The following is a 16,100-nucleotide window of genomic DNA, read 5'->3' on the forward strand; positions in this document are numbered from 1 at the left end:
GGCAGCGGACCGAACTCGGAGCGCAGCGCAGCAACCATCCAGCCGGACAGGTACAGGTAACGGCCTTTGGTGGTACCGAAGTGCTTCTTGATGGAGATCAGCTTCTGCTGACCTACGAAGCCGTGCCAGCAACCCAGGGACTGGGTGTACTTGCTGGTGTCCTTGTCATAGGCCGCCATGTCTTCACGCATGATCTTGGCGTTGTACTTGGCGATGTCCAGATGCGTGTTGAAACGGTTTTGCAGACGCATGCGAACAGCAGATTCCGGGTTGATATCTTTCCAGGTGCTGTTGGCACCAACCACAGAACTCAGTGCTTCGATGTCTTTGGTGTATGACATGGTGAACCTCTGATTAACAAATTGGTTTATCGATACCGGGAGGGGCAACCCTGCTCATGCCAGACGGACACATGCCGGTCTACCGATGCGGCGCATTCTAGAGGCAGTAGACCCATAAACATAATCAATATGATCTATGTTCGGTATTTTCCTGGTGAATGTAAGGCGTATTTCGTAGTGCCCGAGCCTCTGATTGGCCACCAGATTGGACCTGCGCCGGCATGAATCCGGGCGATCTCGAACCTGACTTGCCAACACGCAACCCGGCCTTCAAGGTGGATAGGAACCTCCATTTTCCTGAACACACTGCCACTCATCAATGAGACAGCCAGCGGCATTTACCGCATCGCCCGCCAATTTACACCTTGCACACAGTGACCCGAATGGGGCTTTGCTACTATGATCTTTCCTGCACAGCTGGCATGGAGAGTGCATTGCCATTTCAGGTAACAGTTGTGTTCAGGGAGATAAAAATGACGAAGGGGAACCTATGAAAGCGCTTAGTCCGGTGGACCAACTTTTCCTGTGGCTGGAAAAACGCCAGCAGCCCATGCACGTTGGCGGCCTGCAGCTGTTCTCGTTCCCCGAGGATGCACCGGATGACTATGTGGCCCAACTTGCGGACCAGTTGCGGGAGGAAACCATCGTCACACCTCCCTTCGACAGGCGCCTGGGCAGTCGGTTCGGTCAACCGGTCTGGGTAGAAGACGAGCAGCTGGACCTGGAGCATCATTTCCGCTTTGAGGCCCTGCCCACTCCAGGCCGAATTCGTGAACTGTTGTCGTTTGTCTCCGCCGAACACAGCCACCTGATGGACCGGGAACGGCCCATGTGGGAGTTCCACCTCATCGAAGGCCTGAAAGACCGGCAGTTCGCCGTTTACACCAAGGTACACCACTCCCTGGTGGATGGTGTGTCTGCCATGCGCCTGTTCCAGCGCATGTTGTCGGATGACCCGGACGAGCGAAACATGCCGCCGATCTGGTCGCTGCCGCGCCGCAGCCGCAGCGATGACGACGATGAGGGCCCGTCAATGTGGCGCAACGTTGCCCATCTGCTCGGGGAATCGGGTAAACAGCTGGGCACGGTTCCGGCGGTCACCAAGGCGCTGCTGAACACCGTTAACCGGGCCCGCAAGGACCCGGCCTACGATTCCATCTTCCACGCGCCGCGCTGCGTCCTGAACGGCAAGATCACCGGCTCCCGCCGTTTTGCGGCCCAGTCCTATGATCTGAAACGCATCCGTGCCGTATGCACCGCCTTCGGTACAACGGTTAACGACGTGGTCATGACCATGTGTGCCACGGCCCTGCGGACCTACCTGATGAATCAGGACGCGTTGCCGGAAAAACCGCTGGTCGCCATGGTACCGGTTTCCCTGCGCACGGATGACAGCTCCGGTGGCAACCAGGTGGGTATTATCCTCGCCTCCCTGGGCACCCACCTGAACGACGCGGCTGAGCGGCTGCGCTATATCCACGAAGACGTGAAAGCCTCCAAACAGCGCTACGCGGCCATGTCGCCAGAGGAAATCCTGAATTACACGGCGCTGCTGCTGGCCCCGGCGAGCTTCAACCTGCTAACGGGGCTGGCGCCGAAGTGGCAGACCTTTAACGTGGTCATTTCCAACGTACCAGGGCCGAAGGAGCCCAGCTACTGGAACGGCGCGAGGCTTGAGGGCATGTATCCGGTGTCCATCGCCATGGACCGGATTGCCCTGAACATGACCCTGACCAGCTACTGCGATCAGGTGGAATTCGGGCTGATCGGCTGCCGCCGCACCCTGCCCAGCCTGCAGCGCATGCTGGATTATCTTGAAGACGGCCTGAGCGAGCTGGAGCAGGCAGCTGGGCTGTAACGCCTAGCCGAACTTCACTTCCTGATTGCGTTCCGATATCTGGCTGTTCAGTGTCCAGAAATCATAAAGCACACCCACCAGGAACAGACCGCCCGTCAGCAAGTAAATGATTCCGGTGATCCACTTGCCCATGTACATCCGGTGGATACCAAATACGCCAAGGAAGGTCAGTAGAATCCAACCGATGTTGAAACTGACCTCGCCCTCACGGAACCGGTGATCCGCCTCCCGGTCCATGGCCGGTATCAGGAACAGGTCGATGATCCAGCCAATGAACAGCAACCCCAGGGTGAAAAACCAGATGGTGCCGGTGATGGGCTTGCCGTAGTAGAAGCGGTGCGACCCCAGGAACCCGAAGATCCAGAGCAGGTAGCCGATGAGTTTGCTGTGGGTGTCCTGATTGTCTGCCATTTGCGTTCCTTTTGGCTCGGGTTTTGGCGTGAGACTTGGCCAAAACCGACAATAGATCAATCAGATGCAGGCTTCAAACAAAGCTCGCGTGTTTTCCGCTGTCATCTTCACCGGGTTGCCACCGGCACTTGGGTCTTCAAGCGCCATTCTGGTCATTTCCTCAATGCGATCCGTCCCCACACCCATGTCCCTCAAACGCTCCGGCACGCCAAGGGATTCCCGCAACGTCATGATGAACTGGGTGAATCCGTCAAAGCCATTGGCAATGCCCAGGTAGCGGGTAATGTCGTCGACCCGGTTTTCGATCGCTGGTCGGTTCATGGCGATGACCGACGGCAGCACCACGGCGTTGGTCATGCCATGGTGGGTGTTGTAGATCGCTCCGACCGAATGGGAGACGGCGTGGGTCGCCCCCAGCCCCTTCTGGAAGGCTACCGCGCCCATGGCGGCGGCGACCAGCATCTGCCCGCGAGCCTCGATATCGGCGGCATCCGCATACACCCGGGGCAGATTTTCCTTCACCAGCCGCATGCCCTCCAGCGCAATACCCTGGCTCATGGGGTGGAAGTTGGGGGAACAGAACGCCTCGAAACAGTGAATAAAGGCATCCATGCCGGTTCCCGCAGTGATAAATGGCGGCATACCAACCGTCAATTCGGGGTCGGAGATCACAATCGACGGCAGTATTCGGGGATGAAAAATGATCTTTTTGACGTGGCTCTGACTGTTGACGATGACGCTGGCTCGACCGACCTCCGACCCCGTGCCTGCGGTCGTTGGTACGGCGATGATAGGGGCAATCCCATCGGCATCCGCGCGTTTCCACCAGTCACCAATATCCTCGAAGTCCCACACCGGCCGGGTCTGACCGGCCATGAAGGCCAGCAATTTACCCAGGTCCAGCCCGGACCCTCCGCCGAAGGCGATCACGCCGTCGTGGTTGCCGTCGAGAAAGACCTTCCGGCCCGCTTCCATGTTGATTTCCGTGGGGTTGGGATCAACCTCTGAAAACATGGCTCGTCCAAGGCCAGCCTGCTCCATTAAATCGAGCGTGTCCTGGGTAATGGGAAGGCTTGCCAACCCTCGGTCGGTCACCAGTAACGGCCGGGTTATACCTGCCTCCTTACAGCATTCGCCGAGTTCGGCAATACGACCGGCGCCAAAACGGATATCGGTGGGATAGGACCAGTTTGCGGAGAGTGTCATTGTCAGCCCCTCGTCAGAGAATCGGGTTGTCTGTTGATCCGGATATCAGTTCACCGGTTTTTTCAGGTAATACGATTTCGGGCGCGTCAGGTTGTGGTAGCCGATGACCGAAAGCCCACCACCGCGACCGGTGTTCTTGCAACCGGTCCAGCAAAGCGCCGGGTCCAGGTAATCACAACGGTTCATGAACACCGTGCCGGTTTCAATCTGATCGGCCACCCGCGTGGCGCGGTCAATATCTCTGGTCCACAGGGACGCGGTCAGGCCGAACTCGCTGTCGTTCATCAGTGCGACCGCTTCAGCGTCATCTTTGACTTTCATGATGCCAACCACCGGGCCAAAGGACTCCTCCCGCATAACCCGCATGGAGTGGTCCACGTCGACAAGGATCTGCGGCATCAGATAGGCGCCGCCCTGTTCAGGGAAGAGTTCGGGGTCGATCAATGCCCGGGCACCGCTGGCAACGGCCTCTGCCGTCTGCTCCCGGACATGGTCGGCAAAGCGGACATGCGCCATCGGGCCAAGCGTTGTGTCCCTGTCCAGCGGATTGCCAAGCCGGTAGCCGCTGACGATGGCAACGGCTTTCTCAACAAACGCATCGAACAGGTTTTCGGCAACGTAAATGCGCTCAATGCCACAGCAGCACTGGCCGGCATTGAACATGGCCCCGTCGATCAGTGTCTCCACGGCGGCATCCAGATCCGCATCGTCCATCACATAACCGGGGTCCTTACCGCCAAGCTCCAACCCTACGCCGGTGAAAGTGCCGGCAGCAGCTCGTTCTATGGCCTGCCCCCCATTTACCGAGCCGGTAAAGTTGACGAAACCGAAGGCTTTTTCCGCGATCAGTGCGGAAGTGGTGTCGTGGGACAGGAACACGTTCTGGAAAATCTCGCGGGGGACACCGGCGGCATGGAACGCCTCCGCCATGTGCTCACCGACCAGGGGCGTTTGTGACGCGTGTTTGAGAAACACTGCGTTACCGGCAATCAGGGCAGGAACGACCGTGTTCACCGCCGTCATGTAGGGATAGTTCCAGGGCGCGACAACCAGCACCGCGCCGTGAGGTTCGCGCCGAATGTAGCGATGAAAGGAGGCGCTGCTTTCAATTTCGATGGGGGCAAGCCCTTCTTCCGCCAGATCGGCCATCATCCCGGCACGCTCGTCCACGCCGCCGAACTCACCGCCGTAGCGCACGGGCCGCCCCATCTGCCACGCCAGTTTTTCCACGATGTCGTCATTCATGTCACCCAGACGGGCGATGCCGTCGCGAACCCGTTGAACCCGCTCTGACAGTGGCAGGGCGGCCCAGTCCGGCTGTGCGTTTTTTGCCCTGGCAACGGCCTCCCGCGCAGCTTCCAGAGAAAGCGTTGTGCGCTGCACATACACGGAACCATCGATGGGCGATATGCATTGAATGGGTGTACTCATAGCTGTGTCCTAAGCCTGCTCAAATCCACGTTTGACTTCGTAATCGGTAACCACACGATCAAAATCTTCCTGCTCCCACTCCGCACAGCGCACGTAGTGATCAATAACGTCGTTACCCATGGCTTCCCGCAGCATGGTCGAGCCGCGTAACGATTCCGTGGCTGCCCTCAATGTGGCTGGGATACTGCGCGCAGACTCGGCGCCATAGGCATTGCCGGAGAACTCCGGCTCCAGTTCGAGTTTGCCTTCGATACCGGCGATGGTGGCGGCAATCTGCGATGCCAACGCCAGGTACGGGTTCAGGTCCGACCCGCCGATGCGACACTCCACTCGCACGGCATCCGTGTTCGGTGCGACAACGCGGTAACCGGCCGTACGGTTGTCGATGGACCAGACAGTGCTGGTCGGGGCAAAGGTGCCGGCGGCAAATCGTTTGTACGAGTTAACGTAAGGCGCGAGGAAGAAGGTGGTGTCGTTGGCGTATTCCAGTAGCCCCGCCAGCGCATGCTCCATAGTTTTGGACATACCATGGGCACCATTGGGGTCATAGAACACTGACTTTCCGGTACTGTCCGAGAGGGCCTGATGGATATGGCTGGACGACCCGGCGGCGTTGTGGTTCCACTTGGCCATGAAACTCACACTGCGCCCGTGCTGCCAGGCGATTTCCTTGACGGCATTTTTCACCAGAACGTGAGTATCGGCCATGGCGAGCGGGTCGGAGTAGTGAATGTTGAGCTCGGCCTGACCAGCGTCGGCCTCACCCTTGCTGCTCTCGACCGTGATCCCCGCCTGGTAGAGCCCATTGCGGATGGGCCGCATTACATCTTCCTCACGGGTGGTCTGGAAGATGTGGTAGTCCTCGTTATAGGGGCTGATGGGCGTCATATGGTGATACTGACGCTTCTGCATCTCCTCAAAGGTCTCCCGGAAAATGAAAAACTCCAGTTCGGTGGCCGTGGTCATCTGCAGCCCCATGGCTGACAACCGTTCCAGCTGTTTTTTCAGCACCGCCCGGGGCGAGTGAGGTACCGGCTCATGGGTGGCGTGATCAATCAGATCACACAGAATAAAGGCGGTACCCTCGAGCCATGGCAGGCGGCGCAGGGTGGTCAGGTCCGGCTTCATCACATAGTCGCCATAGCCGGCCGCCCAACTGGTCGAGGCGTAGTTCTCCACCGTTGTCATTTCCAGATCGGTCGCCACCAGGTACTTGCAACAGTGGCTCTCTTCCCAGGCGGTGTCGATAAAGTACTGGGCCTGGAAGCGCTTGCCCATGAGACGCCCCTGCATGTCCGGAATCGCCGCCACGACCGTGTCAATGGTGCCGTCCTCGACACACGTTTTCAGTTCCTTAAAAGACAGTTGAGCTGCCATCTCACCGCTCCGCAATATCAGTTAGGCTAAAAGGCGCCGCGCTCAGTGACGAGTAAATCCGGTAGTGATCGCCACTGAACGCAGTGTTTCTCTGCGATCCCATCAGGTGTATCGATAGGGCCGCCCCGCCTTCTCCATTTTCTCGTTGTATTCCTTGAGGATCTTGACCACCCGGGCCTTGGTTTCGGATTCCTGGGCAACCTCGTCCCAGAACACGCGCGCGGCCTTTTCAACTTCTGCCCACTCCTTGTCCGGAATGGTGGTCAACTTCATCTTCGTGCCGTCTGTACGCAGTTTGGCCTCGCCTCCCCAATACCACCACTGACGGTAGTAGTGGGAGCTGTCCATGGTCAGTTTGAGCAGTTCCTTGAGATGATCCGGAAGCTCGTTGTAGCGGTCCATGTTGGCGAAGAAGGATCCCGCCCAGGCACCGGAGATGTTGTTGGTCAGGAAGTAGTTGGTCACATCCGCCCAGCCCACCGTGTAGTCCTCGGTAATACCCGACCAGGCGATCCCGTCCAGCTCACCCGTCTGCACCGCGACTTCGATGTCTTCCCAGGGCAGTTGAACCGGTACCACGCCGAACTGGCTCATGAAACGGCCGGCAGTGGGGAAGGTGAACACACGCTTGCCCTTGAGATCCTCGAGGCTGTGGATCGGCTCTTTGGTGGCAAAGTGGCAGGGGTCCCAGGCACCGGCGGACAGGTGTTTCACGCCCACCTTGGAATACTCTTCATCCCAGATTTCATTCAGGCCGTACTGATTGAACAGCACGGGTACGTCCAGCGAATAGCGGCTGGCGAACGGAAAGTAGCCACCGAAAACAGTAACCTCGGTGGGTGAGGCCATGGAATCGTCATCGGACTGAACCGCGTCAATGGTGCCTTTCTGCATGGCGCGGAACAGTTCCCCCGTGGGCACAAGCTGATCGGCAAAATAGAGCTCGATCTGCATCTCCTTGCCGGCAATACGGTTGAAACTGTCGATCGCCGGCTTGACTACATGCTCTGCCAGGGCCGGCCCGGCGTATGTTTGCAGCCGCCATCGTATTTTTGGCTCCTGCGCGTAAAGTCTGGGTGGCGTGAGGGCGGCGGCCCCGGCCAGTGCTGCTACGGATGCTGATGCGAGAAATTTACGTCTTGTGGTCATGTCGACCTCCTTGACTGACGCTTGTTATGGAAGCCGGCCGGCCTCCGGGGTGTTACTCGACATTCGTATTCATCCAAAAACGTTGACGGTTCACTTGTTGTAAACGTACTCCGGCAGCCAGAGCGCAATCTGTGGAAAGGCCATGATCAGCGACAGTGCCACCAGCATCACGCAGACAAACGGGAGAATTGAACTGTAGATATCGCGCAGGGAAATCTCAGGCGGCGCCATGGCCCGCATCAGGAACAGGTTGTAACCGAAAGGCGGCGTCATATAGGCAATCTGGGTGGTAATCGTGTAGAGAACGCCATACCAGATAAGATCAAAGCCAAGAGCTGCCACCAACGGCACGTAAAGGGGCGCCACAATCACCAGCATTGCGGTATCGTCCAGGAAGGTACCCATCAACAGAAACGACAACTGCATCATGATCAGGATCATCCAGGGGTTCAGCCCCAGCTGCTCGGTAAACAGGCTGTCGATGGCCTTTACCGCACCCAGCCCATCAAACACGGCACCGAAACCCAGGGCGGCGAGGATGATCCACATGAACATGCAGGAAATGGCCAGCGTCTGGCGTACGGAGGCTTCAAACACGGCCCGGGTCATCCGGCGTTTGAGGATCGCTGCGACGAATGCCGCCATGGCACCGATGGCGGAACTCTCCACCAGGCTGGTCCAGCCTTTGACGAACGGCACCATCATGGAGGCGAAAATAACCACCGGCAGAACTCCTGCACGCAGCAGGCGTAACTTCTCGCCCAGGCTGACCTGGCGCTCCTCTTTTGGCAGCACAGGCCCGAGCTCGGGCTGGAGACGACACCGCACCGCAATGTAGACGATAAACATCACCGCCATGATCAGCCCCGGCACAACGCCCGCAAGCCATAGCTGCCCCACCGGCTGGCGGGCAATCATGGCGTACAGCACCAGCACCACCGAGGGCGGCACCAGAATGCCCAACGATGAACCCGCCTGAACCACGCCCGTGACCATACGCTTGTCATAACCCCGCCGGAGCAATTCGGGCAGGGCGATGGTGGCTCCAATGGCCATACCGGCAACCGACAAACCGTTCATGGCTGACACCAGCACCATCAGGCCAATGGTGCCAATGGCAAGCCCGCCATGAATCGGCCCCATCCAGACATGGAACATCCGGTAGAGATCGTCGGCGATTTTCGATTCGGAGAGCACGTAGCCCATGAAGATAAACATCGGCAGCGTCAGCAGCGGATACCAGTTCATCAGCTTCATGGCGGATGAGAAGGGGATATCGGAACCACCGGTTCCCCACAGCGCCAATGCTGAGGCCGCGGCAACGGCACCAATGGCACCAAACACCCGCTGGCCGGTCATCAGCATCAGCATCATTGAGGCAAACATGAAAATGGCGATGAGATCGTAAGACATCAGATGTCTTCTCCCCGAATGCGGGCGATGTCTTTGAAAAGCTCTGATACCGCCTGCAACAGCATGAGTGAGAAGCCGATGCACATCACCACCTTGATCGGCCACATGTAGGGTCGCCACGCGGATGCGCTGCGCTCGCCGTATTGAATCGCATAGCTCGTGCTGTCGTAGGCGCCGTACAGGAGCACGCCCAGAAAGAAAATCAGGAAAAAAATGGTGAAGACATCGAACCAGGCTTTTCTACGGACGGACCAACCGCCGTAAAACAGGTCCATGCGTACATTGGCGTCCAGCTGGATGGAATAGGGACCGCCCAGTATGTAATACGCCACCATGGCGAACTGCGCGGCTTCAAGCGTCCATAACGAGGGAAGGAAGAACGCTTTGGAAATGGACGACCACAGCAGAATAGCGACCATGACAAAGATGCCGTACATTACCGCTCGACCAACACGGTAATTCACGGCATCCACGAAACGGATGTATCCGTTGACGAACGGTGGCATCCACAGACCCCACTCAATGCGTTAGTGAGCCAGTCAGACAGCCGAGTGGCCATGGACTGCTGTTTTTCTGTAGCAAACTTTTAAGCTAGCACAGCATTTTTAATCTGTCGCATGACCGGAAGATCGTTGTCAGGGACCAACCTCGGGTGCCGGGTCCGGGCCGCCTTCGCGGAATTCACTGGCCGACTTTCCGGTCCACTTGCGGAAGGCACGGCTGAAGTTGGACAGGTCCGCGTAGCCCAGCTCATAGGCGATCTCGCTGACGGACTGATTGGTGTAACGCAGCAACTGGATGGCGCGGTCTTTCAGTACCGCTTCGACAATTTCCCGGTAGGTGGTGTCCTTCTCCGCCAGCCGTCGCTTCAGGGTGCGGGACGACACGCAGAAGCGCTCCGCCATGGCCTCCAGGGATGGCAGCGGCCCGGGCATCATGTGGAGCATGTTGCGGATGGCATAGGTGATGTCGCCCTGGTCTTTCAGGGCTTTTTGCAGTTCGAACTCGCACTGGTCCCGTGCCATCCGGGATGCTTCCGCATCCGCCAGGCGCATGCGGGTGTCCAGCAGGCCTTTGGGAAACACCATGGTTTCCTCGGGCTGGCCATACTCGAAAGGTACCGGTAGCTGGGGCGCAAACCTGGGGTAATAGGCCGGCTCCGGAGAAGTCAGTTGTACCTTCACGCCAGGGAGCTTGCCATCCACCAGCGGGAATCCCCGTTTTTCCGCATCCTCCCGGTCGATCAGTTGTTCCGCCAGCATCATCAGCGTGGCACTGACGGTTTCCGCCAGAAAACGGTATTGGGTGGGCACGTCGAACTCGGAGCGCAACCGCACCAACACATGGTCGCCGGTGTCGGTCAGGGTCATAGTGAGGAAGGGCACACGCAACTGCAGGTAGCGCCTTACCGAATCCAGGGCGCCAGCGAGTGTGGGGCTGGTCAGGGCGGCGAAGCCGAGGGTGCCATGGATGGTGACCCGCAGTTCCCGCGCCAGCATGAAGCTCAAGCCGTCTTTGCTGGCCAGGTTCAGAGCCCGCTCCACCATTACAATCGCATCGGTGACAAACACCCGGCTGTCATTGGATTTCAGATCCTGGGGCGTGAATGCCATGCCTTCGTACAGAACACGGTCGTTGTGGCCCAACTGCCGCACCACATCCGCCAGCACCCGGAGGTACACACCGGGAACCAGGAACAGTCCCAGCATCTGCCGTTCTTTTTCCGGGCCCGGGTTCGCCATGCAGGTTCCTTTTCGTTGTGTGAGATTTGTTGTGGGAAGACTCACTGCCACCGATGCTATCAGAAGCCCGGCGCAGCCACACTGTGACTGGAGGCACCGGCAACCACGTCAGCATAGTCAATTGAGGCCGCCCCTGGCCCCTAATCCACGATGGCCGTCCCCTTTTCGCATTCAAAGCCCGCGTTGACTCACACACACTGGTCCCATCACATCAGCCATAGCGCCCAAGCGCAGGAGTAACGATATGCTGAGAACGAAAACCACTGAGTCAAAGCCGGTTGCACGCACCCCGGACAACGTTGCCATCAAGCCACAGCGCATGGGGTTTGAATTCGGGGAGAAGGTTCCCCATTACTGGCTGGACAACAGCTATATCCTGAGCCACACCATGAACGCCCTGTCTGTGCTGTTCCCGCAGGGCGAGCAGTTTTTCGTGGATTCGGTCCGCTACTATCAGGATCAGATCAACGATCCCAAGCTGAAAAAAGAAGTCAGAGGCTTTATCGGCCAGGAAGCCATGCACTCGCTGGAACACAAGTCCATGAACCAGCACGTGCGGGATCAGGGCATGCCAGTGGAGGAACTGGAAGAACACCTGGAAGTGGTTTTGGGCATTGCCAAGAAGCTTCCAAAACGGCACCAACTGGCCATCACCTGCGCCCTGGAACATATGACCGCGATGATGGCGGACATGCTGCTGGAGCGCAGCGACGTTCGCGAAGACATGCATGAAACCATGCGCCCGCTGTGGGTGTGGCACGCCATTGAGGAAACCGAGCACAAAGCGGTGACCTACGACGTGTTCAACCAGGTCGGCGGCACCTATGCCGAGCGCACGTTTTACCTGGCATTCAGTACAGCCGCATTGGGCGTGATGGCCAGTTACTTCACCACCCGGATGATGCTGAACGATCCGAAGAACTTCTCACTGAAAGACTCTGCCCGCGGCTTGTGGCGGATGTGGGGCAAAAACGGCACCTTCTCCAGCCTGATCCCCACCTGGCTGGAATACTTCAAGCCGGGATTCCACCCTTGGGACCACGACAACAGCGAACTGATTGCCCGCTTCAAGGAGCAGATCAACGAGTACATTGCCCCGCAGTATCAGAAGGGAAATCGCCGGACTATTCAGTAACCCTGTATGTCAGTAACCCTGGATGATCACTAAGTCCTTGCTGTCGCAAGCGGGCCTTTGACCGGCGAAAGGCCCGCCCTGGCGACCCGATTGCGCCCGGCCCGCTTGCTGCTGAACAGGCAGCGGTCGGCAATCCGGAACAAGGACTCGGCTTCGATGGCATGATCGGGATAATGCGCAATTCCGAACGATGCGGTCACCCGGATCAGGGCATCACCATAAGGAAGTTCGCTGTCGGCAATACGCTGGCGCAACTCGTCCATTAACTGGAACGAATCCTCGAGTTTCACATCCCGCAGAATCAACCCGAATTCCTCTCCGCCCAATCGTCCCACTGCGTCGGTGGTCCGCAGACGTTCGGTGAGCTGCTTGCCAATGTTTTGCAGAACGTGGTCTCCGGCGTCATGGCCCATGGTGTCATTCACTACCTTGAAGTGGTCGATGTCCATAATCACCAGGGCAAATCCCGAGCCACTGCGGGCACACTCTGCGATGGTGCGGGCCAGGGTGCTCTGGAAGTTCGCACGATTGGCCAGCCCTGTGAGTGCATCAGTCTGTGCAAGAGTGAACAATTTTTGCTCGGCTTCCTCACGACGGGCTTCATAAAGATGGATAAAACTCAGCATCAGGATGGCGCAGAGCACCATGTTTAGCAGGTCGATCACGCCGCCGGCATCAGCGACGAACTCCAGGTGGAAGTAGTAAGTGACGCAGCCCGCCACCACGAACGGCGCGCTGAGCAGGAAACCTTCTTTCTTTCCCAGCAGCAAATACGCCAGAACCGGTATCATCAGCACCCACACGAAGGCAGACACCGAGGCTTCGGGTACCAGCATGATCATCAAGGCGAAGGAAAATCCCGTCACCAGATAACTGTAGATCCAGACCTGGAGACGAGGTGTGCGATTGATTCGGGTAACCCCAAAGAAAAGGATAAGGCTCGCAATGAGCTCCCCCGTCGCGAGCCAGATATAGCCGTTCAGAATCTGCAGGCAGCCAAAAACCACCAGTGCAGAGGCGGTCACGAGAAACAGTGCTCGCATCAACGAACGACGGTGGGTGTCCCGGAGGCCTGAGCGGCTTTGTTCAAGCGACGCACCAAGGTCCGGGTGCTGGGGAGTGTTCATGCTGCCTCTTTCCCTGAAATACAGCGAGATTGGAATATCGGTGGCTGTATGCAAAATATACAGCGGCAGTCACTGGGCTTCAATCATCCCGGCGAACTGCCGCGAAACCACCGAAATACGGCAAGCATGAAAAAGGGTTTCAGACGTAAAGATTTTTCCGCGAAAAACGCTCAACCAGAGGCTGGTAGGCGGACCCCAGAACCCGGTTCAGGGCATCGATACCCCAGGCATCGGGCCCGACCAGAATTCGGGATTCATCTTTCAGAATGCCACGGACGATGATATTCGCCGCCTTTTCCGGAGTGGTCATGGCGATCTTGTCGAAGCCCTTGCGCTGGGCTTCGGCGTTCTCCGATTTGCCCATACGCGCCGCATTCGCAATGTTGGTGCGGATGCCACCGGGATGAACACAGCTCACCGCGACCGACTGCTTTTCCAGCTTCATTTCCTGGCGCAGTGACTCAGTAAAGCCACGAACTGCGAATTTAGCCGCGTTATAGGCGCTTTGTTTGGGTACGCCAATAAGTCCGAACACGCTGGAAATATTCACCACGTGACCATCCCCGGAGGCGATCAGGTGCGGCAGGAAGGCCCGGGTACCATGGGCCACGCCCCAGAAATCGATATCCATGATCCACTTGAAGTCATCGTCGGTCATCTCTCGCACAGATGCGGACAGGGCAACGCCGGCGTTGTTAATCACCAGGTTCACCTGGCCGAAATCCCTGGCGACCTGCTCAGCATGAGCGTAGATGGCATCCCGGTCTGAGACATCCAGGGTATAGGTGCGAACTTCCGCCCCGCTACAGCCAGCTGCAGTTTCCGCAAGGCCTGTCTCGTTGACATCGGAAAGCGCCAGGCGACAGCCCTTTTCCGCCAGTGCCACGGCCAGCGCCCGGCCTATGCCGGAACCCGCGCCGGTAACCACGGCTACCCTGTTGTTCAGATCTTTCATGGTCGATGACCTCTTGTTGTGCGATGTGTTGCTTACTCTAACAGGTGTCGGGCCGCTGGATATGGCAAAAGCGCGCCTATGACCGGGGCATTCGGGCCACCCGATACCCGGGGTTCAGCAACACCACGAATATCGTGACTCCGTCCCCACGAATGTGCACAATCCGGGACGACGTTGGCCGGGTTTGGTTACACTCTCCTGGCCAACCCTTTTTCCTGTCACTAGTGGATGTTGCTGTATGGAATGGAGTCTCACGCATTTCTGGCTGATACTCGCCCTCGTATTGAGTCTCGCAGAACTGACGTCTGGTGTGCTGGTGCTACTGGCGCTGGGGATCGCAGCTGCTTTAACGGCGCTGTTGACCGCTCTCGGCGCGCCTTTCGAATGGCAACTGGTCGGTATGGGCGTGTTTTCGGGCATTCTGGTACCCATTGCCATTCGCTGGATCAAACCGAGGTTTTCCCCCAAGGGTGTCGCTTACGGGACAACCGGCACCGGCGTCGAGCAGGGCAAGCAGTATCGCACGCTGAAGCGCGATTTTGACGGCGCCAGTGGCATCAAGGTCAACGGCGACTTCTATCGCCTGCGTACCAGCGATACCGGCATGACCGAACTGCCCGCAGGCACCGAGGTTACTTTCGAACGTTTTGACGGCACCACTGCCGTTGTTCACACGATCACTAAAAAGGAGCAGTAAACATGGAAAACGTGGTTTCCCCGGGGCTGGTGATCAGCCTTATTTTCGTCGTCATTGGCATTTTCATCATCGCCAAGGGCCTGGTGATTGTGCGCCAGTCCGAAGTGATGGTGATCGAGCGGCTAGGGTCATTCAATCGCATACTGGAGAGTGGTGTTAACATCATCATCCCCTTCATTGAGCGCCCGCGCGCCATCACCATGACCCGCTACGTGCGCATCGGCGACGAGTATCATCCAAGCAGCAGTTTCGAAACCCGCATTGACCGCCGCGAAACCGTCATGGACTTCCCCGGACAGCCGGTGGTAACCACCGACAACGTCACCGTAAACATCAACGGCGCGCTTTACTACCAGATTATCGACCCACGCCGTGCGGTTTACGAAGTGGCCAACATGAGCCAGGCGGTCGAGGTTCTGGCCAAAACCACCCTGCGCTCCGTGGTGGGCAAGATGGAGCTGGACAAGCTGTTTGAATCCCGTAGCGAAGTGAACAACGCCATCCAGGCCGAAATGGAAGAAGCGGCGTCAAAGTGGGGTGTGAAGCTGACTCGCGTTGAAGTTCAGGACATCAGCATGCCGGAAGAGGTGGAAGAAGCCATGCGCCTGCAGATGGCCGCCGAGCGTAAGCGTCGCGCCACGGTGACCGAGGCCGAAGGTGAGAAGTCTGCCGCTATTGCCATGGCCCAGGGCCAGCGGGAATCCGCCATTCTCAACGCTCAGGGCGACAAGGAATCTGCCATCTTGCGTGCCCAGGGTGAGCAGGAATCCATTCGCCTGGTCTTGAGTGCCATGGGTGACACCGAAGAGAACAAGCAGACCGTTATCGGCTATTTGCTGGGGCAAAGCTACATCAAGGTACTGCCGAACATGGCCAAGGAAGGGGAACGGGTCTTCGTGCCCTACGAGTCATCCGCCCTGCTGGGTTCCATGGGCATGTTCCGGGAACTGGCGGGCAGCCCCGAAGACATCGTGCGCCAGAGTGTGAAACAGAATGGCCTGCGCGGTGGCATGGTGGCGTCAGCCGGCAGCAGCTAGAGCGCTCCGCCACTCAGCGGCCCCGGCAGCCCTTATTCCAGTAGGTTGTCGAGGGGTCGCTGGCTCAAACTCCTTGTTGCCCTTATGCTCAGCAAATAAACAGACCCAGGCTCTAATCTACTCTGCAAGTATACTTGCAACGATTTTGCTTTTTATCGCTTACCTTGCAAGTAAACTTGCAATAAAGCCCGAGCCATCTAATATTGTTGCAAGTATTCTTG

Annotated in this window: 14 protein-coding genes and 1 pseudogene; 4 read left to right on the forward strand and 11 right to left on the reverse strand. The window is 57.9% G+C overall.

What is annotated here, in order from left to right; translation table 11 throughout:
- Positions 1–341, reverse strand: a pseudogene (locus B3M52_RS17840) (isocitrate lyase); the annotation flags it as partial.
- A 490-nt stretch (positions 342–831) separates the two neighbouring features.
- Here B3M52_RS17840 and B3M52_RS17845 point away from each other — a divergent pair.
- Complete coding sequence (locus tag B3M52_RS17845) at positions 832–2,199, forward strand: WS/DGAT/MGAT family O-acyltransferase (protein WP_286750001.1); 1,368 nt, start codon at positions 832–834, stop codon at positions 2,197–2,199.
- Positions 2,200–2,202: 3 nt separating this feature from the next.
- Here the strand turns inward: B3M52_RS17845 and B3M52_RS17850 are convergent, their stop codons facing one another.
- The 8 genes from B3M52_RS17850 to B3M52_RS17885 all read right to left on the reverse strand — a co-directional run bounded on the left by B3M52_RS17850 (position 2,203) and on the right by B3M52_RS17885 (position 10,928).
- Positions 2,203–2,610: an NINE protein gene (locus tag B3M52_RS17850; RefSeq protein ID WP_041332848.1), complete on the reverse strand. Its 408-nt coding sequence runs from the start codon at positions 2,608–2,610 to the stop codon at positions 2,203–2,205.
- Positions 2,611–2,670: 60 nt separating this feature from the next.
- The gene (locus B3M52_RS17855) at positions 2,671–3,816 is read right to left on the reverse strand and encodes an iron-containing alcohol dehydrogenase (RefSeq protein ID WP_075196318.1); all 1,146 of its coding nucleotides are present in this window, start codon (positions 3,814–3,816) and stop codon (positions 2,671–2,673) included.
- 45 nt (positions 3,817–3,861) lie between these two features.
- Entirely contained in the window at positions 3,862–5,247 is a 1,386-nt protein-coding gene (locus tag B3M52_RS17860) for an aldehyde dehydrogenase family protein (RefSeq protein ID WP_075196319.1), read from the reverse strand.
- Positions 5,248–5,256: 9 nt separating this feature from the next.
- Positions 5,257–6,624 (reverse strand): glutamine synthetase family protein, encoded by a 1,368-nt coding sequence (locus tag B3M52_RS17865; protein ID WP_036201946.1) that lies wholly within the window; start codon positions 6,622–6,624, stop codon positions 5,257–5,259.
- A 102-nt stretch (positions 6,625–6,726) separates the two neighbouring features.
- Positions 6,727–7,773: a TRAP transporter substrate-binding protein gene (locus B3M52_RS17870; protein WP_036201943.1), complete on the reverse strand. Its 1,047-nt coding sequence runs from the start codon at positions 7,771–7,773 to the stop codon at positions 6,727–6,729.
- 90 nt (positions 7,774–7,863) lie between these two features.
- Positions 7,864–9,186 (reverse strand): TRAP transporter large permease, encoded by a 1,323-nt coding sequence (locus B3M52_RS17875; protein ID WP_036201940.1) that lies wholly within the window; start codon positions 9,184–9,186, stop codon positions 7,864–7,866.
- Positions 9,186–9,692: a TRAP transporter small permease subunit gene (locus tag B3M52_RS17880; RefSeq protein ID WP_075196320.1), complete on the reverse strand. Its 507-nt coding sequence runs from the start codon at positions 9,690–9,692 to the stop codon at positions 9,186–9,188. Before B3M52_RS17880 ends, B3M52_RS17875 begins: the two co-directional genes overlap by 1 nt.
- A gap of 129 nt (positions 9,693–9,821) precedes the next feature.
- On the reverse strand, positions 9,822–10,928 hold the full coding sequence (locus B3M52_RS17885) for a helix-turn-helix domain-containing protein (protein ID WP_075196321.1): 1,107 nt from the start codon (positions 10,926–10,928) through the stop codon (positions 9,822–9,824).
- Positions 10,929–11,172: 244 nt separating this feature from the next.
- On the opposite strand from B3M52_RS17885, the gene B3M52_RS17890 reads away from it, so the two are divergent.
- A complete protein-coding gene (locus B3M52_RS17890; protein ID WP_041332837.1) occupies positions 11,173–12,063 on the forward strand; it encodes a metal-dependent hydrolase in 891 nt (296 codons plus the stop codon).
- Positions 12,064–12,092: 29 nt separating this feature from the next.
- On the opposite strand, the gene B3M52_RS17895 is transcribed toward B3M52_RS17890, so the two are convergent.
- Positions 12,093–13,190: a GGDEF domain-containing protein gene (locus tag B3M52_RS17895; protein ID WP_036201928.1), complete on the reverse strand. Its 1,098-nt coding sequence runs from the start codon at positions 13,188–13,190 to the stop codon at positions 12,093–12,095.
- 139 nt (positions 13,191–13,329) lie between these two features.
- Positions 13,330–14,145: an SDR family NAD(P)-dependent oxidoreductase gene (locus B3M52_RS17900; RefSeq protein WP_041332835.1), complete on the reverse strand. Its 816-nt coding sequence runs from the start codon at positions 14,143–14,145 to the stop codon at positions 13,330–13,332.
- A 238-nt stretch (positions 14,146–14,383) separates the two neighbouring features.
- Between B3M52_RS17900 and B3M52_RS17905 the strand changes: the two genes are divergently transcribed.
- The gene (locus B3M52_RS17905; RefSeq protein WP_041332833.1) at positions 14,384–14,842 is read left to right on the forward strand and encodes an NfeD family protein; all 459 of its coding nucleotides are present in this window, start codon (positions 14,384–14,386) and stop codon (positions 14,840–14,842) included.
- A 2-nt stretch (positions 14,843–14,844) separates the two neighbouring features.
- Positions 14,845–15,879: an SPFH domain-containing protein gene (locus B3M52_RS17910; protein WP_075196322.1), complete on the forward strand. Its 1,035-nt coding sequence runs from the start codon at positions 14,845–14,847 to the stop codon at positions 15,877–15,879.
- Positions 15,880–16,100 lie beyond the last annotated feature (221 nt).

It is taken from the genome of Marinobacter sp. UBA2688, assembly GCF_002352785.1.
GTDB lineage: Bacteria > Pseudomonadota > Gammaproteobacteria > Pseudomonadales > Oleiphilaceae > Marinobacter > Marinobacter salarius.